Source organism: Gilliamella sp. BG7, assembly GCF_046635565.1.
In the GTDB taxonomy this organism is placed as follows: Bacteria; Pseudomonadota; Gammaproteobacteria; order Enterobacterales; family Orbaceae; genus Gilliamella; species Gilliamella apicola_P.
On record NZ_JBIDFB010000001.1, the window covers coordinates 272,113 to 297,704 of the forward strand.

The 25,592-nt window shown below is 34.3% G+C and carries 25 protein-coding genes; 14 read left to right on the forward strand and 11 right to left on the reverse strand.

Annotation, left to right across the window (positions count from 1 at the left end; translation table 11 throughout):
- Positions 1–69 precede the first annotated feature (69 nt).
- From citF to ACGH49_RS01225, 6 genes are all read right to left on the reverse strand, one after another.
- Positions 70–1,599, reverse strand: a complete 1,530-nt coding sequence (gene citF, locus ACGH49_RS01200) for a citrate lyase subunit alpha (protein WP_411587935.1) — start codon at positions 1,597–1,599, stop codon at positions 70–72.
- A gap of 12 nt (positions 1,600–1,611) precedes the next feature.
- Entirely contained in the window at positions 1,612–2,499 is an 888-nt protein-coding gene (citE, locus tag ACGH49_RS01205; protein ID WP_034914409.1) for a citrate (pro-3S)-lyase subunit beta, read from the reverse strand.
- Positions 2,496–2,786 carry a citrate lyase acyl carrier protein gene (gene citD, locus ACGH49_RS01210; RefSeq protein ID WP_411587936.1) on the reverse strand — a complete coding sequence of 97 codons (291 nt, stop codon included), beginning with the start codon at positions 2,784–2,786 and terminating at the stop codon, positions 2,496–2,498. Before citD ends, citE begins: the two co-directional genes overlap by 4 nt.
- 21 nt (positions 2,787–2,807) lie before the next feature.
- A complete protein-coding gene (gene citC, locus ACGH49_RS01215; RefSeq protein WP_411587938.1) occupies positions 2,808–3,842 on the reverse strand; it encodes a [citrate (pro-3S)-lyase] ligase in 1,035 nt (344 codons plus the stop codon).
- Between the two features lie 10 nt (positions 3,843–3,852).
- Entirely contained in the window at positions 3,853–4,692 is an 840-nt protein-coding gene (locus ACGH49_RS01220) for a fumarylacetoacetate hydrolase family protein (protein WP_411587939.1), read from the reverse strand.
- Positions 4,693–4,785: 93 nt separating this feature from the next.
- Entirely contained in the window at positions 4,786–6,165 is a 1,380-nt protein-coding gene (locus tag ACGH49_RS01225) for a 2-hydroxycarboxylate transporter family protein (RefSeq protein WP_081297962.1), read from the reverse strand.
- Between the two features lie 184 nt (positions 6,166–6,349).
- Between ACGH49_RS01225 and ACGH49_RS01230 the strand changes: the two genes are divergently transcribed.
- The 12 genes from ACGH49_RS01230 to ybaK all read left to right on the forward strand — a co-directional run bounded on the left by ACGH49_RS01230 (position 6,350) and on the right by ybaK (position 19,131).
- Complete coding sequence (locus ACGH49_RS01230) at positions 6,350–7,942, forward strand: ATP-binding protein (protein ID WP_411587940.1); 1,593 nt, start codon at positions 6,350–6,352, stop codon at positions 7,940–7,942.
- A gap of 15 nt (positions 7,943–7,957) precedes the next feature.
- Positions 7,958–8,659, forward strand: a complete 702-nt coding sequence (locus ACGH49_RS01235) for a response regulator (protein ID WP_034914423.1) — start codon at positions 7,958–7,960, stop codon at positions 8,657–8,659.
- 170 nt (positions 8,660–8,829) lie between these two features.
- Positions 8,830–9,801, forward strand: a complete 972-nt coding sequence (locus ACGH49_RS01240) for a glutathione S-transferase family protein (protein ID WP_411587941.1) — start codon at positions 8,830–8,832, stop codon at positions 9,799–9,801.
- A gap of 23 nt (positions 9,802–9,824) precedes the next feature.
- Complete coding sequence (locus ACGH49_RS01245; RefSeq protein ID WP_411587942.1) at positions 9,825–10,565, forward strand: amino acid ABC transporter permease; 741 nt, start codon at positions 9,825–9,827, stop codon at positions 10,563–10,565.
- The gene (locus ACGH49_RS01250) at positions 10,562–11,302 is read left to right on the forward strand and encodes an amino acid ABC transporter ATP-binding protein (RefSeq protein WP_065605680.1); all 741 of its coding nucleotides are present in this window, start codon (positions 10,562–10,564) and stop codon (positions 11,300–11,302) included. Before ACGH49_RS01245 ends, ACGH49_RS01250 begins: the two co-directional genes overlap by 4 nt.
- A 27-nt stretch (positions 11,303–11,329) precedes the next feature.
- Positions 11,330–11,755, forward strand: a complete 426-nt coding sequence (locus tag ACGH49_RS01255) for a GNAT family N-acetyltransferase (protein WP_411587943.1) — start codon at positions 11,330–11,332, stop codon at positions 11,753–11,755.
- A 69-nt stretch (positions 11,756–11,824) separates the two neighbouring features.
- The gene (locus ACGH49_RS01260) at positions 11,825–12,646 is read left to right on the forward strand and encodes a transporter substrate-binding domain-containing protein (RefSeq protein ID WP_411587944.1); all 822 of its coding nucleotides are present in this window, start codon (positions 11,825–11,827) and stop codon (positions 12,644–12,646) included.
- Between the two features lie 474 nt (positions 12,647–13,120).
- Complete coding sequence (locus ACGH49_RS01265; protein ID WP_065605674.1) at positions 13,121–13,858, forward strand: carbonic anhydrase; 738 nt, start codon at positions 13,121–13,123, stop codon at positions 13,856–13,858.
- Positions 13,859–14,646: 788 nt separating this feature from the next.
- A complete protein-coding gene (gene glyQ / locus ACGH49_RS01270; RefSeq protein ID WP_411587968.1) occupies positions 14,647–15,579 on the forward strand; it encodes a glycine--tRNA ligase subunit alpha in 933 nt (310 codons plus the stop codon).
- Positions 15,580–15,589: 10 nt separating this feature from the next.
- Positions 15,590–17,662, forward strand: coding sequence for a glycine--tRNA ligase subunit beta (gene glyS / locus ACGH49_RS01275; RefSeq protein WP_411587969.1), 2,073 nt, complete (start codon positions 15,590–15,592; stop codon positions 17,660–17,662).
- A 67-nt stretch (positions 17,663–17,729) separates the two neighbouring features.
- Entirely contained in the window at positions 17,730–18,554 is an 825-nt protein-coding gene (locus tag ACGH49_RS01280) for a hypothetical protein (RefSeq protein ID WP_411587946.1), read from the forward strand.
- A gap of 91 nt (positions 18,555–18,645) precedes the next feature.
- Entirely contained in the window at positions 18,646–19,131 is a 486-nt protein-coding gene (gene ybaK / locus ACGH49_RS01285) for a Cys-tRNA(Pro) deacylase (RefSeq protein WP_065605668.1), read from the forward strand.
- 172 nt (positions 19,132–19,303) lie between these two features.
- Here ybaK and ACGH49_RS01290 read toward each other — a convergent pair whose 3' ends face one another.
- The 4 genes from ACGH49_RS01290 to ACGH49_RS01305 form a co-directional block, all read right to left on the reverse strand.
- Positions 19,304–19,576 carry an HU family DNA-binding protein gene (locus ACGH49_RS01290; protein WP_065605666.1) on the reverse strand — a complete coding sequence of 91 codons (273 nt, stop codon included), beginning with the start codon at positions 19,574–19,576 and terminating at the stop codon, positions 19,304–19,306.
- A gap of 162 nt (positions 19,577–19,738) precedes the next feature.
- A complete protein-coding gene (locus ACGH49_RS01295) occupies positions 19,739–20,356 on the reverse strand; it encodes a YjaG family protein (RefSeq protein ID WP_411587948.1) in 618 nt (205 codons plus the stop codon).
- The gene (gene hemE, locus ACGH49_RS01300; protein WP_411587949.1) at positions 20,349–21,422 is read right to left on the reverse strand and encodes a uroporphyrinogen decarboxylase; all 1,074 of its coding nucleotides are present in this window, start codon (positions 21,420–21,422) and stop codon (positions 20,349–20,351) included. The genes ACGH49_RS01295 and hemE overlap by 8 nt, the downstream gene beginning before the upstream one ends.
- A gap of 88 nt (positions 21,423–21,510) precedes the next feature.
- Complete coding sequence (locus ACGH49_RS01305; protein ID WP_411587950.1) at positions 21,511–22,422, reverse strand: LysR family transcriptional regulator ArgP; 912 nt, start codon at positions 22,420–22,422, stop codon at positions 21,511–21,513.
- 209 nt (positions 22,423–22,631) lie between these two features.
- Between ACGH49_RS01305 and rpiA the strand changes: the two genes are divergently transcribed.
- Positions 22,632–23,288, forward strand: a complete 657-nt coding sequence (rpiA, locus tag ACGH49_RS01310) for a ribose-5-phosphate isomerase RpiA (protein WP_065605658.1) — start codon at positions 22,632–22,634, stop codon at positions 23,286–23,288.
- 88 nt (positions 23,289–23,376) lie between these two features.
- Positions 23,377–24,618 carry a phosphoglycerate dehydrogenase gene (serA, locus tag ACGH49_RS01315; protein ID WP_411587951.1) on the forward strand — a complete coding sequence of 414 codons (1,242 nt, stop codon included), beginning with the start codon at positions 23,377–23,379 and terminating at the stop codon, positions 24,616–24,618.
- A 138-nt stretch (positions 24,619–24,756) separates the two neighbouring features.
- Here serA and srlR read toward each other — a convergent pair whose 3' ends face one another.
- Complete coding sequence (gene srlR, locus ACGH49_RS01320) at positions 24,757–25,539, reverse strand: glucitol operon DNA-binding transcriptional repressor SrlR (RefSeq protein WP_065605654.1); 783 nt, start codon at positions 25,537–25,539, stop codon at positions 24,757–24,759.
- Between the last annotated feature and the right edge of the window lie 53 nt (positions 25,540–25,592).

The window sequence follows — 25,592 nt, forward strand, 5'->3', positions numbered from 1 at the left end:
ATCAAATAGAAAAGTAATAGCATGGCACTTTTACATGTCAGGCTATTACTATATTAATAAAGATTAAAATTAATCTTTAACTTGGCGTACGACATCAATAACAGAACCATCACGGAAATGTACAATACCAACGATTTTATCATTAAATTCGATTGGTTTTGGTTCACCAGTTAAAGACACAGCACGTTGATAAAGCTCTTCAATGCTCATAATTGGTAAATTAGCTGCTTTTAAACGTTCAGCAATTTCTGGACGATTAGGGTTAACGGCAATACCATGATCAGTGACTAGCACATCAACGCTCTCACCAGGAGTAACTAATGTTGTTACCTTTTTAATTACTGTTGGAATACGGCTACGAATGAGTGGCGCAACAACAATTGTTAAGTTTGCACCAGCAGCCGTATCACAGTGACCACCAGAAGCACCACGCATTACGCCGTCAGAACCAGTTAATACATTCACATTGTAATCAAGGTCGATTTCTAACGCACTTAAAATAACAATATCAAGCTCATCAACACTTGCACCTTTTGATGCAGGATTGGCATAAACATTAGTTGAAACTTCGATATGATCTTTATTTTTACCTAAAGATTGTCCCGCAGCGCCGTCAAAACTTTGAGTATCTAATAAACGTTTAACTAATCCTTTTTCGTGAAGATCAACAATACTTGCTGTAATACCACCTAAAGCAAATGATGCAGTGATATTTTTCGCCCGCATGCGATTTTCAAGGAAACGAGTTGCCGCAGTTGACGATGCACCAGAACCAGTTTGGATTGAAAAACCATCTTTAAAATAACCAGAGTGTTCAATAACATCAGCAGCATAACGAGCGATCATCAGTTCGCGTGGATTGCTAGTTATACGCGCTGCACCCACACTAATTTTAGTTGGGTCACCCACTTCATCAACTTTAACAATATAATCAACTTGATCTTGGCGAATACTTGCTGGATGGTTAGGATATCCAACAATATCCTCAGTTAATAGTACAACTTTTTTCGCAAATTGCGCATCAACCATAGCATAACCTAGAGCACCACATTGTGATTTTCCAGATACACCATTAGCATTACCTTGTTCATCAGCGGTTGATACAGCTAAAAATGCGATATCAATGTTAATTTCACCACTTTGGATCAGTTTTACACGCCCACCATGAGAATGGATATGGACTGGATTTTCCATTAAACCGTGAGAAATAGCATCGGCTAATTTACCACGTAAACCAGAGGTATAAATTTTAGTAATTACACCAGATTCGATATGAGGAATTAACGCTGAGTTACAGCTTAATAAAGAACTTGAAGCTAGCGTCAAATTTTTAATGCCTAAATTACTGATAGTCTCAACAACTTTGTTGATAACCTTATCGCCTTCACGAAATGCATGGTGAAAAGAGATAGTCATACCATCACGCAATTCACATTTTTTAATTGCTTGCTCAATAGAATCACACAATTTACGCGTATATTTAGACTCATCTTTTAAATATGGTGTTGTTGCGTTAGCATCAACAAAAGGCTTAATATTCTTGAGATCAGGATGCTGTTTAAGCAAATCATCAATTTTTTTGTTTATAGAAGTAGTCATTTTTCAATCCTATCAAATTTCTTTACGTACACCAGAATACTTAGCCAACTCGATAACTTTTCTAGCTCGAGCAATAATCGGTGCATCAATCATTTTGCCATTTAGAGAAATAACGCCAAGGCCTTTTCTTTCTCCCTCTTCTGCTGCTTCAACCACTTTTTGGGCATGTTCAACTTCAGCTGCTGTTGGAGCATAAGCATTGTGGAGCAGATCGATTTGTCTAGGATTAATGAGCGATTTACCGTTGTAACCTAATTTTTTGATTAAGCTGACTTCTTTCAAGAAACCTTCATCATCATTAACATTAGAGTAAACAACGTCAAAAGCATCAATTTTAGCCACACGTGCTGCATGTAATACTGCACAGCGAGCATAGAATAGCTCTGTGCCATCGCCACGTTCAGTTTGCATATCAACAAGATAGTCAAATGCAGCTAGCGCAATACCGATTAAACGTGGAGAAGATTTAGCAATAGAAACGGCATTAACAACACCTTGAGCTGATTCGATCGCAGCCATTAATTTAGTGCTACCAACTTCACGTCCACACTCTTTTTCGATTCTTTCAACATGAGCTTCTAACTCATGAATATCTTCAGCACAGTTAGTCATTGGTAAACGTACTACATCAACCCCAGCTCTTACAACTGCTTCAAGGTCTTTTAGACCAAATGGAGTATCAAGCGCGTTGATTCGTACTACTGTTTCAATTCCGTGCTCTTTATAAACAGGAAGAAGTAAAGTTTGTGCGACTAATAAACGCGCTGAATCTTTTTCCTTAATTGAAACAGCATCTTCAAGATCGAACATGATTGAATCAGGTTTATAAACAAACGAAGTTGATAACATAGCGGCGTTTGCACCTGGAAGAAATAGCATACTTCGACGTAATTTTTTCATAGTAATTTACTCCAATCTAAGTTTTCTTCTTCTGCGCCACGTAAAACTGCACATTGAACTCTAGCTTTAATAGCGCAATCAAGTGCACCTTTATCATCAATAATGATTAAACCGTCGGTTACATTAAGCTCATTTAAAGTTTGATCAACAACCACACGGATTTGATCGCCGAATTGTTTATTAACATCACTATTAATAACAATTTCAATTCCCGCGTTTGGCATAACTTTGACTAACAAATCGCTAGATTCAAGAGTCCCCGCCATGGCTTCTTTTTGTATTTTCATTTTTTTACCTTTTAAAACGTATTAAATTTTAAATTTATCCAAATTAGCTGAAAGGTAATCCCATGTAGTAGATGGAACTAGTTTTTTTACCTCTTCATATTGCCCTGATGCTAATAATTTTCTTACTAATGAAGCCGATACAATAGTATCGCCTTCGATTATTCGTTGAACTTCAACAACGGTAATCGCCGATTGGTTACTAACTGCTTTATTTTCAAGCCAATAAGACATCGCCTCATTGTAAGCCTTAGTAACTTCGTCATAAGGTTCAGTTCCAACAAATCGATTGGTAATATTAAGTGCTGGAGCAATATAATTTCGGAATATAAGCAGATCGATACCCATATAGGCTTGATCAATTTTTGTCTTATCTTTGAGAAAATAAGTTGGAAATGTTGCTCTTGAAATAATATAAGGCGAACTTGCATGCACTGTAACATTTTTTATCTGTTTAGTACCATCTTTAACTAACTTCAAACGTGTATCAAATGAAAATAACGATGCATTTTCATTGACGACAAAAACATGCAACCAATCACATTGACTTGCAGCATATTGAATAAGATATTGATGGCCTTTAGTGAATGGATTAGCATTCATAACAATGCTACCGATTTTACTCCCTTCTTTTTGTTGCATGCTTAGTTGTTTACAATATTGTCTTATTCCAACTGGATTGTTTTCCATTAAGACAACAAGATCAGTTATTTCAACAATAGGATAAAACCCACATCCCTTAAAAAAATCTATATTTTCAGGTTTTGTATATAAAAAAAGATGGAAATAGCCGTTTTCATTGGCATATTTTATTACATGATCCATCAAGGTCAGATTTAGCTGATTACCGCGATAATTAGGATCGATAGCAACACATTTAATAATATTGCGATCGATACCTGCACAAGCAATAATTTGTTCACTAGCTTTCGCTATCATAAAAATAGTAACTTGTGAATCAAGATCAAGATCAGAGCGAGATAACAACTGTTTAATTTCTTGATAATCTTGTTCTGCTTTAGAAATATCAACAACGGCATAATCAACTAAATCGTACATAATTTTACCTTTATTCAGCTACTACATAATTAGTTAAACGACCAATTCCTGTAATTTCGACTTCGATTGTATCACCTTCTTTCATAAATACTGGAGGATTACGTTTTTTACCAACTCCACCTGGTGATCCAGTAAGAATAACATCACCCGGAGATAAACGGGTAAAAGTACTAATATAAGAAATTAATTCAGGCACGGTATGCATCAGATTTTTAATTGAATCATGTTGCATTTGCTCGCCATTTAAATAAGTAGTTAAAGATAATACTTTTGGATCAGGGATTTCATCGCTTGTTGTAATGCATGGACCGAAAGCACCAGTGCTAGGCCAGTTTTTACCTGCAGTAAACCAAGTGTATTGCCAGTCACGAATAGAACCATCCATATAACAGCTATAACCAGCTACATATGATAACGCATCTTCTTGCTTAATACGAAAACCAGCTTTACCTATAATAATAGCTAATTCTCCTTCATAATCCAACTCATTAGTAATAGCTGGTTTAATAATGTTAGTTTTATGACCTGTTTGAGAATCAGGGAAACGAACAAAAAGCGTTGGTGCTGAACTGGTTTCATTAAATTCAGCCCGTTTTTCGGCATAGTTCATGCCAACGCATAGAATTTTGTTTGGATTTGGAATGACGGGCAAATAAGTAATGTCTTGTTCATCAATGTCACTTGGGGCATCAAGATAGGTTTTGGCAACGGATAGTCCTTCTTTATCGGCAAGTAGTGATTTTAAATCAGTGTATTTATCACCTAATTTTTGCTTTAAATCAACAATACCGTTGTGAGTAAGAAGACCAAAACTTGCTCTACCAGAGACAAGATAACTAACAAGCTTCATGAAAACTCCTTAAAAACTATTTTGTTAATTGTAAATATCAAATAGAAATGACAACCTTAGTATAAACTAAGGTTGTCATTTAATATGTAAAATCTATACTAAGAAATTGCCGAGAATAAGTAATGATATTGATACATTAATAGCACCACCAATACGAGTTGCAATTTGTGCAAATGGCATAAGTTCCATACGTTCTGCAGCAGTTAAAATTGCCACGTCACCTGTTCCACCTTGGCCACTTTGACAACAAGAAATAACAGCAGCATCAACTGGATACATACCAAGTTTTTTAGCAACAAAGAAACCAGTAGTAACCAAACTAACAACTGTACAAACAATAACAATTAAGTTTGTAATAGTGAACGCTTCAACAATTTTTTCCCATGGTGTAATTGCTACACCTACTGCAAATAAAATTGGATAGGTAACAGACGTCTGGAAAAATTTATAAACAACTTGTGAACCACTTAATACTTTAGGTGAAACACCAGATACTAATTTAACAAAAACAGCTGCAAATAGCATTCCTACTGGAGCTGGAATACCAGTCACTTTGTGACCAATCATACCAACCATATAAAGAATAGCCGCTAATAATACACCTGAAGCAAATGTTGTTACATCCATAATCGATTCAGTTTTGGCTGCTTTTTTATCAGCGACTTCATCGTCTGCAGGTAATAGTCGACCGTTACCTGTTAAGTGTGGATAAGCTTTACCAATACGATTAAGAATACCACCACAGATAATACCAGTTAAACCACCTAACATTACGATTGGTAACACACGACCAAGCGCATCACCTTGTTCCATACCTAAGATTGAAGCGTACCCGATTGAAAGTGGAATCGCACCTTCACCAACACCACCAGCCATAATAGGTAATACTAAGAAGAAGAATGTTTCAAATGGTGTTAAACCAAGCAAATAACCAACGCCAACACCAACAAGCATACCAACTATTTCACCACATACCATTGGACCGAAGATTTTTAAGAATCCTTGGATAAGTGTTTTCTTATCCATATGCATAATACTACCCACGATGATACAACAGATGTATAAATAAAGAATATGTGTATCTTTATAGAATTTTTTTGTTGCATCAACAACTGGTTCAGGAAGAATACCATAATAAACTAGAGCTGATGGAATAAAGGTTGCACAAATTGCTGCAGCACCCATTTTTCCAATGATCGGTAAACGTTTACCAATCTCACCACATAGAAAGCCAAAAAAAGCACAAGTAACAACCATTACAACGATTTCACTAGGTAATTTACCTGTTACAAACACTTCAGTAAAAATAAGAATTCCTGCAATAATAAATAAAGGAAGAGGGATAACACCAATTTTATAGTTATCCATCAATCGCCACCAATTATACGGCCAACCTGTCAGATTTTCTGTAACAGTCTTACCTGTCGATTCTTTTTCGTTAATGATTTTTTCAGATGAGTTAAAATTCACCATTTAATTTTTTCTCCAAAATGTCTTAATTTATTCGAAATTGTTGGTGCGTATCTTTACAAAAATTTAATAATTTTTTTGTGATATAAATCATAAATTAACTGTGGTTTTTATGGTTTTAAAGGATATATGTTTTTTAATGCTGTGATACACTTATTTGAACTTATTTTGAAAAAGCAAATATAAAATGCGAAAAAAAATCTATTTATCATTTACCACAAAACTTTTTTTCTCGCTTTTGTTTTTTTCGTTGATTGTTCTTGCGCTATTACAAAGCTATATTTGGAACACAACTGAAACAAATTTGTATAGAAGCTTGGGCGAAAAAGCGCAAATTCAAGCAAAAGAGTTATCTGTTTTACCAAGTTTAATTGAATATGTCAAAGACAAAAACACCAATAAAATAGCCGATTTAATTACAGGCATATTTAAACAAAGTGATGCGAGCTATATTGTTATTGGCGATGCCAATGCTAATCGTCTATTTCATACAGCTAATAGCCCTTTAAACTCCCCTATGGTTGGGGATGATAATCAAGAGGTCCTTAATGGTAATAGTAGTATCACCATTAGTGAAGGTTCTCTTGGCTTAGCATTAAGGGGTAAAGCTCCGATTGTCGAATATGATAAGGTTATTGGCATTGTCTCGGTCGGTTATATGATTGATGATATTTATGCACTGCATATACAACAATTTATACCGTTTATCATTTTTTGCTCCTTGCTATTCTTAGCATTATTTATCTTTTCATATTGCTTTTCAAAAGCGATTAAAAAGCAGATGTTTAATTTAGAACCTAAAGCAATTGCACTACTAGTAAAAAGTCAGAAATCGATCATGGAATCGATTTTTGAAGGTGTTATCGCAATCGATCTTAATCATAAAATCATCAATATCAATCAATCTGCTCGTACAATGTTAAATATTAAGATAAGTGACGATGAGTTACATAAATATGATTTAAGCGAATTTATTAAATCAAGCGACTTCATTTATAAAAAAGAAAGTCAAACTGAAGATATACATGACCATATTTGCTATTTCAATAACATGATTGTCATAGCAAGCAGAGTTCGAGTAGTCATTGATGATAAAATTCAAGGCTGGGTAATTACTTTTCGTAACTTTGATGATATTAATATATTAAGCATGCAATTAACACAAGTAACCCAATATGTAGATAATTTACGCGCATTAAGACATGAGCATCTTAATTGGTTGGCAACTTTATCTGGGTTAATTTATATGAAACGTTATGAAGAAGCGCAATCATTTATTGCATTGCAATCTGCCAATAATCAAAGTAATTTAGACTTTATCACCGAACATTTTAATGTGCCGGCTATATGTGGTTTATTAATTGGAAAATATTCAAAAGCACATGAAATTGGTTTAAATCTAGTATTTGATCCAGCATGCCAATTAAATGCATTACCTTCACTTATCACTGAAATTGAATTTATGTCAATTTTAGGTAATTTGCTTGATAACGCTTTTAACGCTAGCTTAAAAAACGAGCACGGAGATAAAACTATTTATCTCTATCTTAGCGACGCAACAGATGAAGAAGTTGTATTAGAGGTAACTGATCAAGGCTGTGGCATTGATGAAAATATTCGCGATTCAATTTTCGAACCTGGCGTCACATCGCAAGAAGGTAAAGAACATGGTATTGGTTTACACCTTGTTTCGACCTATATAAAAAAGGCCAATGGTTATATTACATTTGAAGATAATATCCCTTATGGAACAATTTTTTCTGTATTTATACCTAAATAATAAAAAGGCAATTATATGAATCAATTTCAAGAAGATAATATCAAAGTGCTTATTGTTGAAGATGAGCCAATTTTAGCAGAACTAAATGCAGAGTTTATTCAAAAAGACACAAAAGTTAAAGTAATTGGAATAGCTTCAACACTAGAAGAAGCTAAAATAATGGTAGAAAAACTAAAACCGACCTTAATATTACTCGATAATTATTTACCTGACGGCAAAGGAATAGAATTATTTGAATACATCATAAATAATCATCTAGATTGCTATGTTATTTTTATTACAGCTGCAAGTGATATGGATACTTGTAGTAAAGCGATTCGTTATGGTGCGTTTGATTATTTGATTAAACCCGTCTCTTATCAACGATTAAAACATTCACTTGAGCGTTTTGAACTCTTTCTATATAGACAAAGTTTACAAAAACATGTCAATCAACGAAAAATAGACGAACTTTTCAATTTGCAAACTAAAGATTTTGTTGATATGAACCGCCACTCCAAAGGGATTGAAGAAATCACGCTACAAAAAGTCAAAGACTTATTTATGCAAACCGATAAAGCACTCACTGTTGACGAAATAGTCGAAAAAGCCAATATTAGCAAAACAACCGCTAGGCGATATTTAGAATATTGTGTACAAATCAAATTATTAACAGTCGAACTTAATCATGGAAAAATTGGACGACCAGAAAGGCTATATAAACGTTTAGGGAAATAGTTTTCTTAATTAAGAAAGTTTTCATATCATAGCTTATTTTATATATAATTGATAATTATATAAATATGCTTATTTGTTATTTTAACTGCAAAATATTTGATGCTAAATTTACCCCACCTAGTTGCCAAATAGTTAAAATTTTGCAGTACAAAATAATAAGGAGTAAGCGTATGTCTTTAGTTATAGGAAAGATCGTTACTACTGAAAATAATGAGATTGACAAAAATGGAGCTTTTGTTCGCCAGACAAATCGTTTTGTTACACAATTTGGTGATAAATCTGGACAGCTACCCGTTAAAGCAGGTCGTTATCGTTTAATTTGGGCGGCTGTTTGCCCATGGGCGCATCGCTCAATGATTGCTATAAAATTATTAGGATTAGAAGATGTAATTAGTGTTGGAAAAGTCAATCCGATTAGAACCTCCAATGGCTGGGAATTTTCGCTTGATGCTAACGGCAAAGATCCTGTACTTGGAATCCGTTATTTACCCGAAATTTATGCCTTAACGGATCCTCAATATAATGGTAGAGCAACGGTGCCAACCGTTGTCGATGTAAAAACAGGAAAAGTTGTCAATAATGATTATTTTAAGCTTACTTATTATTGGGCAACTGCATTTAAACCTTTTCATAAAGCTAATGCACCTGACCTTTATCCTGAAAAATTACGAGCAGATATTGATGCGCTAAATGATGTGATATTCCATGAAGTGAATAATGGTGTGTATAAAGCAGGTTTTGCACGCTCGCAAAAAGCTTATGAAGATGCATACTACCTTGTTTTTAATCAATTAGATAAGTTAGAGCAGCGTTTGAGCCAATCACGTTACTTATTCGGTGATAAAATTACGGATTCGGATATTCGTCTTTATGTGACGTTGGCTCGATTTGATGTTGCCTACTATTCTGCTTTTAAAACTAATCGTAATCGAATTATCGACTACCCTAACTTGTGGGCTTATGCTCGAGACCTTTATCAAATCCCTGCATTTGGTGAAACAACAGATTTTGAAGCAATAAAAAAAGGCTATTTTTTGGGCGTTAATTCCCATAATCCTTATGATATTTTACCTTTAGGCCCAGATGTCAGTAATTGGCATACTCCACACAACCGATCTCAACAGTTCAGTTCGAATAATTAATTTTATTGATGGGAGTAATTATAATGCCAAATATATTAGATATTGGATTGATTTTTATCCAAATTCCAACATTACTGGCTTACTTACCTGTAACACTTTTTATTACTTTTTTCTCAATGCTACTAGGGGTAATGTTAGGATTAATTATTGCTATCATCAAAATGAATAAAATACCGATATTATCACAAATAGCAGCGGTATTTGTCTCTTTTGTAAGAGGAACCCCATTATTAGTACAGCTCTATTTAAGCTTTTATGGCATACCTATCCTATTGCGTTATATAAATTATTTTTATGATACTCACTATAATATTAATGGTATATCCCCAATGTTTTTTGTGTTAATTGCCTTTTCCTTTAACGAGGCTGCCTATAATTCAGAAACAATCCGCGCAGCATTACAATCTGTGAATAAAGGTCAAATTGAAGCTGCGCAATCATTAGGAATGACTTATAGCCAGTTGTTACGGAGAATTGTGATCCCTGAAGCCTTTATCATAGCATTACCTAATTTAGCGAATGCGCTGATTGGTTTACTAAAAGGTACATCATTAGCATTTGTTTGTTCGGTGACTGAAATGACTGGTAGAGGAAAAACTTTAGCAGGACATAGTTACCGTTATTTCGAGGTTTATATTTCATTGGCATTAATTTATTGGATATTAACCATTATTATTGAGCTAATTATGAAATATTTAGAAAAGCATTTAACCATTTCTGAAAGTGTTGACACTCCAAGTTATCGCCGAGGAAAATTATTATGATTAATGTTCAAAATTTAACATTATCATTTCATCATAACCTGATATTGGATAAGCTTAACTTTCACATATTTCCTCATGAAATTGTTGCGGTTATTGGAGCATCGGGAGCTGGTAAATCGACACTTTTACGTTGTCTAAATTTATTAGAAAAACCACAGCAAGGTAAGATCTGTATTGATAATTTTGAATTTGATGTCAACTGTAGAAAAAGGCATGAAGTTGTAGCATTTCGCCAACAAACATCAATGGTATTTCAACAATTCAATTTATTTCAACAAAAAAATGCATTAGAAAATGTCATGGAAGGACTAATGATTGTAAAAAAATACCCAAAAGATAAGGCAAAGCAGATAGCATACGGCAAACTAGTTCAGGTTGGTCTTGCTGAGCGAATTTATCATTATCCAAAACAGCTATCAGGAGGGCAACAGCAACGAGTCGCAATTGCCAGAGCATTAGCTATGGAGCCGAAAGTTTTGTTGCTTGATGAACCAACCTCGGCACTCGATCCTGAGCTAGTGAGAGAAGTGTTAGCAACAATAAAAATAGCAGCTAAGTTAGGTATCACTATGATTTTAGTTTCTCATGAAATGAGTTTTGTACATGACATTGCAACTCGGGTGCTATTTTTAGATAAAGGAAAAATCATTGAAGATGGTTCACCGCAGCAAGTGTTTTCAAATCCAACTCAGCAAAGAACCAAAGATTTTTTAGCCAGATATTATTCTGGCAGTTGATTATGAAATTTAATAAATGGAGTATGAATGAATATTATTATTCAACAACATTGTGATGGTATTAATTGGCAAGACGTCGCAGATTTACTTGCTTTTTATGGACTTAGTTCATTGGATGCTAAAATGCAAGAACTAGTGTTTCGTAATAGCTATGCTGTTGTATTTTTACTGGACCAAGAACGCATTGTTGGTGTTGGGCGTGCATTATCTGATGGTGTTTGTCAGGCGGCTATATATAACATTGCATTGGCAAAACATCTACATGGGCAACAGTATGGAAGACTGATAGTTGATAAACTTGTTGAGCAGGTAACACAGTGCAATATTATTCTTTACACCCATCCACAAACCGTCGAGTTTTATAAAAATTTAGGCTTTGAAGTAATGAAAACGGGCATGGTTCGTTATCAATCCGATCATCTAACTGAAATGAGAAACATGGGTTTTATTTAAAATGTAGATAAAAACAGTTCAATCAATCCGTTGGCAATATTAAGCCAAATTTAAGGAGAAAATAGTGTTATGAATTGCAAAAAGTGGTTAAATATTTTAGTAGTAGGAACTTTATTTTTAACTGGCTGTGATAATCAAAATAAAGATACGCAAGCAAAAGGTAAAGAAAAAATTATTATTGCAACATCTGGTGCCCCAAGCCCTTTCACCATGGTAGATAAGAAAGGTGAGCTAATGGGGTATGATATTGATGTGGTAAAAACAATATTTGCAAATCTACCTCAATATGAGATTAGCTTTGAAATTACTGAATTTCCATCAGTTTTAGCGGGTCTCGATTCGCAGCGTTATCAGGTAGGTGCTAATAATTTTGCCATGAATGAAAAACGGAAAGAAAAGTATTTCTACTCTGATCCTATTTTTAAAAATCAATATGCTATTGCAGTTGCAACAAAAAATAACAATATTAAACAGTTTACCGATCTTAATGGCAAATCAACCGAAGTGACGCCAGGACTGAATTATGCTACCGCATTAGAGTTATATAATGAACAACATCCAAATAATCCTGTTAAAATTGTTTATAGTGAAGCTGATTTATTGCCTGTACTTCAGCATGTTGAAACTGGACAATATGATTTTCAATTAATCGATAAAGTGATGCTATCGCAATTGATTACTGAATATAATCTTAACCTAAAAATAATAGAATTAAACCAAGATGATACTGATCGTATTGGTTCTCCATACAGTTATTTATTGATCAGTAAAGATGCTAAAGGTGAACGGTTAATTAAAGATATTAACCAAGGGATACAACAAATTATCAATAATGGCAAGTTGTCTAAAATTAGTGAACATTATTTTGGTACAGATTATTCACCTAAATAATCAATTTTCCACTCTTTTAAATTGATAATCGATTCTTTTATGCTAATGGAAAATAAATATCGGTTATCACCTCATCAGGTTAAATATTTAAACCAACATTGACATAATGAAAAATTGGAGATAAGACGACAAGTTAAACGCTATAACAAAACTTATCTGTGTAAAATACCATAATATTGACCAAACATTTATTCGGATAAATCTCAATTTAGCTCAGTAAAGTTTCAATAAAGTGAAATAGAGATGTGGCATAATTAGCAAATAATTACCGATTCAAAAGATAGACAATAAAAGGTTAAAATATTTATGAGTTTTGAGAGTATTATTTTAATTATAAAATATAAGCAATTCGGTGTTTTCCTACAAGTATTTTTACAAAAAATATCAAAAAATCATAATTGATATTCTAGTAAGGTGATTTTTTGTGGCGTATAATTTGTTTTCCACTAATCAACTTTCTGGTTTAAAATTAAGATGAAACTTAATGTAATAATTGCATCCTTAATGTTAACTAGTCTATCTTGTGCTGCTACGGAGTCGGTTCAACATTGGGACTATGAAGGCGAAACTAAACCCGAAAATTGGGGAAAACTTTCTCCAGAATTCTCAACCTGTGAAAATGGCAAAAATCAATCACCAATCAATATTGAATCTGCACTAAAAACACACCATAATAATCTTAACTTGATGTTTAAAATAGGGAAACAAGACATCATCAACAACGGCCACACAATTCAAATCAATGTTAACGAAGGCAATACACTCGAAATAGACAACGAAATTTTTATCCTACAACAATTTCATTTTCATACACCAAGCGAAAATACAATTAAAGGTAAGCACTTTCCGATGGAAGCCCATTTTGTTTATAAAAACAAAAATGGTGATTTAACAGTTGTAGGCCTTATGTTTAAGAAGGGAAAACATAATCCAGAGTTAGCTAAAGCTTGGCAACAAATACCGGTAGAAGCAGGAAACACAGAAAAATTAAATCAATCGGTTGATATTAAGGCATTATTGCCAAATAGATTAGATTTTTACCGCTTTAGTGGTTCTTTGACTACGCCACCGTGTACAGAAGGTGTTAGATGGATTATTTTAGAACAAGAAACCAGTATGTCCACTGAACAAATCGAAAAATTCCATTCAATCATGCATCACGATAACAATCGCCCAATTCAACCTTTGAATGGTCGTATTATTATTGATTAATAAATTATGGTCTGGCTTGGTTAAAAGATTTCTAATTAAGCTAGGTTGTTGTGTTGTTGGAACTTTGGTGGATTGTAAAGCTTTTTCCACAATATATAATTGCTGGAACTAGGAAAGTTGAACTTACTCTCTTCTTTGTAGGCTAGTGGGTTTTGTAACCTTTTTGATTGATAAAATGTTTATTACACGTTTTAACAAATTGGAGTATGCCTCTCCTTGATACTCACAACTACTATCAGAATTAATACATTCAATGGTATAAAGACATTGACCTGATATATAGTTAGTCAAAACTGTGACATGCTAAATTAAAATTCATCTGAGTAAATGCCATATAAAGCTCACGCAAAAAACTATCAGTACTGAGGTTGATTATCCACTAGATTATTGTTTAATTTATTTTTAAAGATAAACATTTGATGTCAGCATGCTACATTCCGCAAAGATAAATTCCGTTATAGATCTTAATTTGTCGTCTTACTAGTAAAGGTGCTAACAACTTTAATCGAACTGTCTTTAGCCGGTTATAAATAACTATATAATTGATCATAGAAACATTTAGCAAAATCAATGATGTTATTTTTTCTTTATGATATAGTTGCTATATTCCTTGTGTATGATAACTAGTTAGTTTATATATATCTATTACAATACTTTCTCGAAAAACTGCAAACAACGAGAGCATTTTTACAAGTGGTAATTAGGCATTTCACAAGTACTGATAAAAAGTATAATATATGGCACTATTTAAATTATCGAAATATCAATTCAACCATAAAGATAACATCATGCAAAAGTTTAATGTCAAAACCTTTCAGGGGTTAATTCTTACGTTACAAGACTACTGGGCTAATCAAGGATGCACTGTGATTCAGCCTTTGGATATAGAAGTTGGCGCGGGAACATCTCACCCGATGACTTGCCTACGAGCACTGGGACCTGAACCTATTAATGCAGCTTATGTCCAACCATCTCGCCGCCCAACCGATGGCCGCTATGGCGAGAATCCAAACAGGCTTCAGCATTATTATCAATTTCAAGTTATCTTAAAACCTTCTCCTGATAATATTCAAGAGCTTTATTTAGGTTCGTTAAAACAATTAGGCCTTGATCCAACTGTTAATGATATCCGTTTTGTTGAAGATAATTGGGAAAATCCAACCCTTGGTGCATGGGGGCTTGGTTGGGAAGTTTGGTTAAATGGTATGGAAGTAACCCAATTTACTTACTTTCAACAAATTGGTGGGCTTGAATGTAAGCCAGTTACTGGTGAAATCACTTATGGACTTGAACGCTTAGCAATGTATATTCAAGGCGTGGATAGTGTTTATGATTTGGTTTGGAGTGATGGTACATTTGGTAAAACAACTTATGGCGATGTGTTTCATCAAAACGAAGTTGAGCAATCCACTTATAATTTTGAATATGCAAATGTTGAATTTTTATTTTATTGTTTTGAACAACACGAAAAAGAAGCCAAGTTTTTGCTTGAGTTAGAAAAACCACTGCCACTACCTGCTTATGAACGCATCTTAAAAGCTGCCCACTGTTTTAATTTACTTGATGCTCGTAAAGCAATTTCAGTAACTGAGCGACAACGTTATATTTTGCGCATCAGAACATTAACCAAAATGGTAGCGGAAGCCTATTACGCATCACGTGAAGCACTTGGATTCCCTATGTGCAAAAATTTACTCTCTAGCAAAAGTGCATCAAAGTAGGAATTAGAAGATTATGCAAAAAACATTTTTAGTGGAAATTGGTACCGAAGAGTTACCACCAAAATCACTCCGCACGTTAGCAGAGAGCTTTGCGGCTAATTTTATACAACAGCTTGATAATGCCAATTTGGAACATGGTGAAGTGCTTTGGTATGCATCGCCCCGTCGTTTAGCATTAAAAGTTTTAAATTTGAATGATACGCAACCCGATAGCCAAATTGTTAAACGAGGTCCAGCGGTCAGCGCAGCCTTTGATGCCAATGGCAATGCAACTAAAGCTGCTGAAGGTTGGGCTCGTGGTTGTGGTATTACAGTTGATCAGGCTGAGCGTATACAAACCGATAAAGGTGAATGGCTTTCTTATACTCAAAATCAAAAAGGTCAGCTAGTTGTTAATTTATTAAGTGATATGGTTAAAACCGCATTAAGTAAATTACCTATCCCTAAACCAATGCGTTGGGCGGCTCGCCAAGTTGAATTTATTCGTCCATGTCATACTGTCACCATGTTGTATGGGGATGAACTTGTGCCCGGTACGATTTTAGAGATCAAATCAGATCGCATTATTCGTGGCCATCGTTTTATGGGTGAACAAGAGTTCACTATTGATAATGCAGACCAGTATCCTGAAATTTTGGAACAACGTGGTAAGGTAATTGCTGACTATGATAAACGTAAATCTATCATTAAACAACAAGCTGAAGAAGAAGCTGCAAAATTAAATGGTAAAGCAGATTTAACAGATAATTTGCTTGAAGAAGTTTCATCTCTAGTTGAATGGCCTGTTGTGTTAACTGCTAAATTTGAGGAGCGATTTTTAGAGGTTCCTGCTGAATCATTGGTTTATACCATGAAAGGTGATCAAAAATACTTTCCTGTTTATGATAAACAAGGCAAATTATTACCAAACTTTATTTTTGTGGCTAATATTGAGTCAAAAGATCCACAAGTTGTAATTTCGGGTAATGAGAAAGTGGTTCGCCCTCGCCTTGCCGATGCTGAATTCTTTTATCAAACTGATTTAAAACAACGTTTAGAAGACCGTTTGCCTCGCCTTGAAACAGTTTTATTTCAACAACAACTTGGAACAGTTAAGGATAAAGCAATTCGCATAGAGTCGTTATCAGGCTTTATTGCCGATAAAATTGGGGCTGATATTGAGCAAGCCAAACGAGCGGGAAAATTAACAAAATGCGATTTAGTGACTAATACTGTTTTTGAATTCCCTGAAACACAAGGTATTATGGGGCGTTATTTAGCCCTTAAAGATGGCGAAAGTATTGAAGTTGCAACCGCCATTGAAGAACAGTATAAACCACGTTTTTCTGGTGATGAATTACCAAGTACTACTGTTTCTTGCGCAGTTTCTATCGCTGAAAAATTGGATACTTTAGCTGGCATTTTTGGTATTGGTCAGCACCCTAAAGGCGATAAAGATCCTTTTGCATTGCGTCGTGCTGCTATTGGTGTTTTGCGTATTATTGTTGAAAAGGCACTGCCTTTAGATCTAGTTGAATTAGCCAATTATGCAGCATCATTATATGGCGATAAGCTTAATAATAAAAACGTAGTTGGAGATATTGTTATTTTTATGCAGGGTCGTTTTCGAGCTTGGTATCAAGAACAAGGCTTTGCAATTGATACGATTCAAGCTGTTTTAGCGCTTAATCCAACTAAACCTGCTGATTTTGATGCACGCGTTAAGGCAGTCACTCACTTTAGAACCTTGCCAGAGGCCTCATCACTAGCCGAAGCTAATAAACGTGTGTCAAATATCTTATCTAAAGCCGAAGTTACTATTCCTGAGCAGGTCAATGCAGCCTTGCTAGAGACAGGCGCAGAAGGTCAATTAGCTAAAAAATTGGCGATTTTAACCGATAAACTTTCACCGTATTTTAGTGAAAGCCGTTATCAAGATGCGTTAGTTGAATTATCGTCATTAAAAGAGACGGTGAATGCGTTTTTTGATTCTGTCATGGTTATGGTTGACAATGAAGGTATTAGGCTTAATCGATTAGCACTTTTGAAAAAGCTACAAAACTTATTCTTAAAAGTAGCTGATATTTCATTATTGCAAGCTTAATTTACGAATTTAATCGTTCAAAAATAATTGTGGTAGCTACACTGGTTACCACACGTAAGGAACTTATATGGAAATGCAAAAAAAAATCTCTTTTCCTTTAACTTTTACACAAACTCGCAATTTTATTCGTAATCGTATTACGCAATTTATTCTTGTTAGTCTAACGCTAGCTTTAATTCATACGTTTTTTAATTCTTTATTTGACAAACAAAATCTAGCTCAACAAATCTATTTTTCACAAAATTTAACTAACTATGTTTTATTCGTGATGTTGACATTACTAATTGGAATTATTTTAAAAGCAATTAGTATAGCAACAATTTCTAACCTTTATATCAGCGATAAACTTAATTTAAATCTATTACTTTCTAAAGCGTTATCAAATACATTAAAAATTATTTTTTTTTATATTATCATTGGTGCCTTTATATTTTTAGTCTCATTTATGTTATCTATAGTGCTTATTAGTTTAAATTTGCTTTTACCTAAAGTACTTATTTTTATATTAATTTTTTTAGTATTACTAATTCCAATCCTAATTTTAATTATCTTTTGTAACTTCTTTTTTGCTTCGCTGGTTGAACCTAGTCAAAACAATATTTTTGACTCACTTTCATTAAGCATTCAGTTATCAAAAACACAGTGGCGCTCAGCTATTTTGATGGTATTAATCTACCTAGCATTTGTGATGGTTTTTGCTCAATTAACTATTGCGTTCGATAGTGACAATTTTGTCCTTGATACGATCCTCTCTTTCTGTAGTGTCTTTTTTGATATTTTTGTTACTAGCTTTTTCTATCGTCTTTATACGCTAGCAAATAGTGCCTCTAACTCAGCAGCACCGTCTAACAATGATGATAAAAATCAAAAAGACCATAAGTTAATTCTTTAATTGTTATTCATATCCTTACCAACTCTATTTTGGTAAGGATATCATTTGCCATATACTATTTTGATTTAACTAAATCTATTGGTTAAAAGCTATGACTCCAGCAATTGATTTACTTAAAAAGTTAAAAATCAAATTTAATATCCACCAATATAAACACGATCCCAACCAAACTAACTATGGGCAAGAAGCGGTTGATAAACTTGATCCCAGTTTGAATGTTACAGCAACACAGGTATTTAAAACCTTGATTGTGAGTTTAAACGGTAACAATAAGACGTTAGCGGTTTGTGTATTGCCTGTCGATAGTCATTTGGATCTTAAAAAAGTCGCAAAAGCATTAAACTGTAAAAAAATAGATTTATCAAATCCTAATTTAGCCCAAAAGGTAACTGGTTATTTAGTAGGAGGAATTAGCCCATTAGGTCAAAAGCAAAAACTACCCACACTCATTGATTTAAGTGCAAGTGAGCACGCGACAATGTTTGTATCAGGTGGCAAAAGAGGATTAGAAATTGAAATCGCACCTCAAGATTTGATTGATATATTACATGCGAAATGGGTTGAAATAACCACTTAAAATTATTAGTAATATAATTCTAATTTGGTTCTAATACTACTTATAAACAAGATAGAAAAGCGAAGACAATTTGTCTTAAAATAATGTATTCTTATTGAAACAATAAGGCCATAAAGATACACCCTATGACCCATTACATCTATCAATCAAGTTGACAGTAAGAAAAAGCAATTTATTTGATTGCTTCTTTTAAGCTTTTACCTGATACGAATGCAGGTACTTTACTTGCTGCAATTTCAATTTCTTTACCAGTTTTTGGATTACGACCGGTACGAGCTTTACGAGAATTAACTTTAAATGTACCAAAACCAACTAATTGAACTGGCTCACCAGCTTTTAATGATTCAGTAATGGCGGCTAATGTAGCTTCCAACGCCGTTTTTGCAGCTACTTTGGTAATATCAGCTTTGCTAGCAATTGCGTCGACAAGTTCTGTTTTATTCATGGGTATATCCTTACATATTATTTTATTGTTAAAGTTAACATTATAAACGGAGCTAAAACTTAATATTTTAGTGCCGTTACTGTAAACATTACTTAGGTTACATTGTTATTAAATGTAGTCTATATTTGTCTAATATTAAAGAAAAATTTTAAAAATTACACTTTAGACGCCTTGATCGCTCAAAAAAACACCAATATTGCTAATTTTCACTGCTCGTATTTCTTCTTTCAAGCCTTTTATCAATTCAATCATTTCTTTATGTTCTTCGCGTAGCAATCGAAATATTTCCCACTGCAAATCAAATTCATCAATAACACTAGGTAAAGTTTGCTGTTCATCTTCTGAAAGAGTAACATTTGTTCTAGTCATTTCAAATTCAGCGATAGTAGTTGCTGATATGCTACTGACTTTAGCGGTATGTTCGGCGATTTCACCACTCAAGTAAGAGTGCAAAACTTCGCCAAGCGCATGACAAGCATCGATGGCTGGATAAACCATATAAGGACTGTCATCTGTTACAGTTGGAATAATGAGTTCTAATTTTTCAAGCTGTAAATCAAAATTGATTTTTACATCTTCAACTAATAGTGATTCCCAAACAAGATCCAGTATTTTTTTATAATTCTTAGCATCATCTTCGTTTTGTTGTTGATAGCAATGTTGTTGCTGACAATAAAAAACAAAGTTGGGATACATTCGTTCACATAAGCAGACCATAAATAAACGTTGTTTCCATTGTGGTAACTTTTCTAGCCTTAATTGAACAGGATTTTTAATCATGATGAAACCTTTTTGATTGTCGATGTACCGCTTCAATCAAATGCTGTACATTCTCTACAGGGATATCTTGGTGAATACCATGCCCTAAATTAAAAACATGCCCATTGTGGTAGCCATATTCATTAAGAACGACCTCTACATTGGATTCAATTGTTTGCTTTCCTGCATATAAAACTGAAGGTTCTAAATTCCCTTGTACTGCTATTTTTCCTTTTTGAGTAATCTGGCTTAAATTTACAGTCCAATCCACTCCCACCGCATCGCAACCAGTATTAATAATATGATCAAGCCATATTCCTCCTCCTTTAGTAAATAAAGTAACAGGAATGTAAGAAGTTATATCTTCACTTTTTTTACCTTGTTTTAATTGCGATAAAATCTGTTGCATATAGTCAAGTGAAAATGTTTGATAGCTTTGATGACTTAATACGCCGCCCCAAGTATCAAAAATCATAATCGATTGCGCTCCAGCTTGAATTTGTGCATTTAAATATAATGCAATACTGTTTGCGAGTTTTTCAAGTAGTTTATGCAACGCTTTGGGTTCGCTATAGAGCATCTTTTTGATTTTGGTAAATGCTTTGCTACTGCCCCCTTCAATCATGTAGGTGGCTAACGTCCATGGACTCCCCGAAAAACCAATTAATGGAACTTTGCCATTGAGCTCTTTTGTTGTTAATCGAATCGCATCCATCACATATTTAAGTGATTGCTCAGGATCTGGAATGGGTAATCGTTCAATATCTGATATGCAAGATATCGATTTTTTAAATTTAGGTCCTTCGCCCGATTCAAAATATAAGCCAAGCCCCATAGCATCAGGAATAGTTAAAATATCAGAAAAAATAATAGCAGCATCAAGCTCAAATCGCTGTAATGGTTGTAAGGTGACTTCACAAGCTAACTCTGGCGTTTGACACATCGTTAAAAAATCACCTGCTTTTGCTCTTAATTGACGATACTCAGGCAAATAACGACCTGCTTGGCGCATCATCCAAATCGGTGTATAGTCTACAGGCAAACATTGCAAAGCACGTAAATAACGATCATTTTTTAATTGGCTCATATCTTCAGCTCTTCATGTATAGGCTTTATTTTGTTAAAAAGTTTCAGGAAAGTATGTTTTTGAGTATAAAAATCATCTAATTTATCTATTATTCGTGATCTAAAGCCTTAGGCTGTGATAATGTTTGTTGTGCATAACGAATCAAGGTTTCAGAGATATTTTGCATTACACTGCTTTCGGGAGCAAAACGATGCCAATATAGTATTCGCCTTTGATATAACCCTCCAGTTAAATTAACTAATTCACCATTTTTTAATTCTTGCTCAACTTGCAACTTTGGTAACATACAGCAGGCTGAACCTTGCTTAGCCAATTGTACAAAAGCTTCAGATGAACTGGTGATGTGGCAAATTACACTACCCGGCGTAAGGTTAAAATTTTCTTGTAAAAAAGCCTGATGCATATCATCTAGATGGTCAAATGCAACAGCTGGTGCTTTTAGTAAAGATGATCTAGTCACACCATTTGGAAAGTACTTTTTAGCAAAATCAGGTGAAGCCACAAAAATATAGTCTAAAGCACCTAATAAATCAGACAGGCAACCTGGTAAAGGGTTAGCTTGAATGCTAATCGCACCAACTACAGTGCCTAAACGCAATAATTCTAATGTATGTTCTTCATCTTTGACTTGAATATCAAAACGTATAATATTTTTATCTAAAACTGGTTTTAACGCAGGTAAAAACCAAGTTGCTAACGAATCAGCATTAATCGCAATAGATAAAGACAGAGGTGTGGCATTTTGCTCGTTATCACCTAACCATTGCTGTTCTAATAATTCAACTTGATGTAATAAGCCGAGCAAATGCTCACCTTGTTTGGTTGCTTTCGGAGGAATAGTTCTAACGAGCAGCTGTTGACCAAAAAAGCTTTCTAATTGTTTGATACGTTGCGAAACCGCAGGTTGTGTAATACACAATTTATCAGCAGCTCTTTCAAATCCTCGTTCCTTTATCACCGCATCTAATGCTTGTAACGCTCTATAATCTGGACGCTTCATAATCTCTTTATTAATGATTTGATCATTGCTCAAATATTCAATCTACTTTAATATCGTAATAAGTTTTAAACCTATCACAAAGTTGACTTAATTCTTAAAATCCTAATGATTTTTGCTTTCTAATTGGGTACTATGCCATATCTTCAACAATTTTGCTTTCGAATTTTTATTTTTTTAAGAAAAATTATCCTCAAAATAGGGGTGATATTATGACACAAGACGAATTAAAAAAGGCCGTAGGCTGGTCAGCCTTAAAATTTATTAAACCTGATTCTTTTATTGGAGTAGGAACAGGCTCCACAGCATCCCATTTTATTGATGCATTAGCAACAATAAAAGATCAAATCAAAGGTACTGTATCAAGTTCAGAAGCATCGACCCAAAAATTAAAAAGCTATGGTATTCCTGTTCTCGATTGTAATGAAGTCGATTTTTTGGATGTTTATGTCGATGGTGCGGATGAAATCAATCACCAGTTGCAAATGATTAAAGGTGGTGGCGCAGCTTTAACGCGCGAGAAAATTGTTTCAGCCATTGCTAAACAATTTATTTGTATTGTTGATGAATCAAAAGTTGTTGATGTATTAGGTAAATTTCCATTACCGGTTGAAGTGATTCCAATGGCACGTTCCTATGTTGCTCGTGAGTTATATAAGTTGGGCGGTAAACCAATATATCGTCAAGGCGTTATAACCGATAATGGAAATGTGATTTTGGATGTTCATGATCTTGTCATTGCCAAACCAATGGAGCTAGAAAATCGAATTAATAGCATTGCAGGTGTGGTTACTGTTGGATTATTTGCCAATAAAGGCGCTGACATCGCACTTGTTGGATGCAGTACGGGTGTAAAAGAGCTTAGATAAAATCATTTATTACAATTAAGTTAATAAATAGTATTTATCTATAAGTAGCAATTTATATGCTGAAGGAAAAAGAGGAAATGAAAAAATAATGGTTATTCAAACTTTAACCAAAGATGAAAATAAGTTTTTATTACTTGAGGGAGTTCACCCTAGCGCAATTGAAATATTAAAATCCGCCGGGTTTACCAATATTAAATATCATAAAAGCGCATTATCACCTGAAAAACTTAAGCAAGCTCTGAAAGATATCCGATTTATTGGGATCCGATCAAGAACACAATTAACTAAAGATATTATTGATGCAGCACCCAAACTTGCTGGCATTGGCTGTTTTTGTATAGGTACCAACCAAGTTGATCTTGATGCGGCGGCAGTAAAAGGTATTCCTGTTTTTAATGCACCATTTTCAAATACACGATCTGTAGCAGAGTTAGTATTAGCCGAAGCAATATTATTACTTCGTCGAGTACCAGAAGCAAATGCTAAAGCACACCGAGGAAAATGGAATAAGATTGCGACGGGTTCACACGAAGCTCGTGGTAAAAATTTAGGTATTATTGGTTATGGGCATATTGGTAGCCAACTAAGTATTTTAGCTGAATCGTTAGGGATGAATGTTTATTTTTATGATATTGAAACAAAACTACCTTTGGGCAATGCTAAACAAGTTTCAACAATGAAAGAATTACTAGCAATAAGCGATATTGTTTCAATGCATGTGCCAGAAAATCCAACAACCATCAAAATGATTAGCGATAACGAAATTGACGCAATGAAACAAGACGCAATTTTAATCAATGCTTCACGCGGTAAAGTTATCGATCTTGAGGCTTTAACTAAAGCTCTGAAAGCCAATAAGCTCAGTGGAGCAGCTATTGATGTTTTTCCAACAGAGCCTGCTAGTAACAACGACCCTTTTGAATCTCCATTATGTCAATTTGATAATGTAATTATTACTCCGCATATCGGTGGTTCAACTAGCGAAGCACAAGAAAATATTGGGATTGAGGTCGCAAGTAAACTAGCTAAATATTCTGATACTGGTGCAACACTTTCAGCAGTTAATTTTCCTGAAGCCTCTCTACCTATTCCAGCTAAAGGTTCTAGCCGTTTTATTAATATTCATCGTAACCAACCTGGTGTTCTAACAGCTATCAATACGTTATTCGCTGAACAAGGGCTTAATATTTCAGCACAATATTTACAAACTGATTCTCAGATTGGTTATGTTGTTATTGATATTGATAGAGTTAAACAAAGTAAGGCTGAAGAATTGTTAGCTAAACTGAAAACCGTGTCAGGAACAATCCGTGCTAGGTTGTTATTTTAAGGTGATAAGTCAGTACACTTGTTAGTCGCTCAGCTTTAGCGGGGGGTTTAATTTTGAGTAAATTAAATTTGTTTTGCTAATAATTTGCGTCACTCAAATAAATTCCCGCTGATGCAACATCTTAACAATGCTATTTTTTTATTCTTTATCAATTACATCTACTTTAATGACCTTGATGCCTCTTTGTATGAGTGCTTCATAATATTTGTCATCTAATTTATTATCGGTGATAATAGTATCAACAGCATTTAAGTCACACACAACATTAGGACTACGCCTACCAAACTTAGTTGAGTCAGCTAATAATATTAATTTTGCCGCGGCCTTACTCATGGCAACACTGCCGTGATAGCTTTCATTAAATGTTGTCACGCCCCCCATTAAATCAATCCCATCAGCCCCCATAAATAGTTTATCGAAAGTGTAAGATTCAAATATGACCGCAGTTGATGCGCTGTTACTGTGAAAAGAGGCCGATTTACGGCGAAAAGTACCACCTGATAAGATAATAGTATGATCATTATTATGTGTAACAAGTTCATTTACAATGTGTAAGCTGTTGGTCATAATAGTCAAATTATTGAAACTTGTCAGTATAGGAATCATCTGAGCAACAGTACTTCCAGAGTCAAAAATAATTGAGTCACCTTCGTGGATCAATTTAACTGCTTCGCATGCAATTAATTTTTTAGATCCAATGTTGATGTAAGTTTTATGATCAATAGCTCTATCACCAGTTTCACGGTTTAACATGGCACCGCCGTAGGTACGTAAAACTAGACCACTTTGGCTGAGTTGAGTAAGATCTTTACGAATTGTAGTTCCAGTCGTCTTGAAATGCTCAACTAATTCATCGATACTAACTTGCCCATGATTTTGCAGGTATTCTAAAATAGCTGTTTGTCGTTGCCTTACTTTCATATTATGATTCCATCATTATTAGTATATAGGAAATTTTATTTTGCAAACCATTA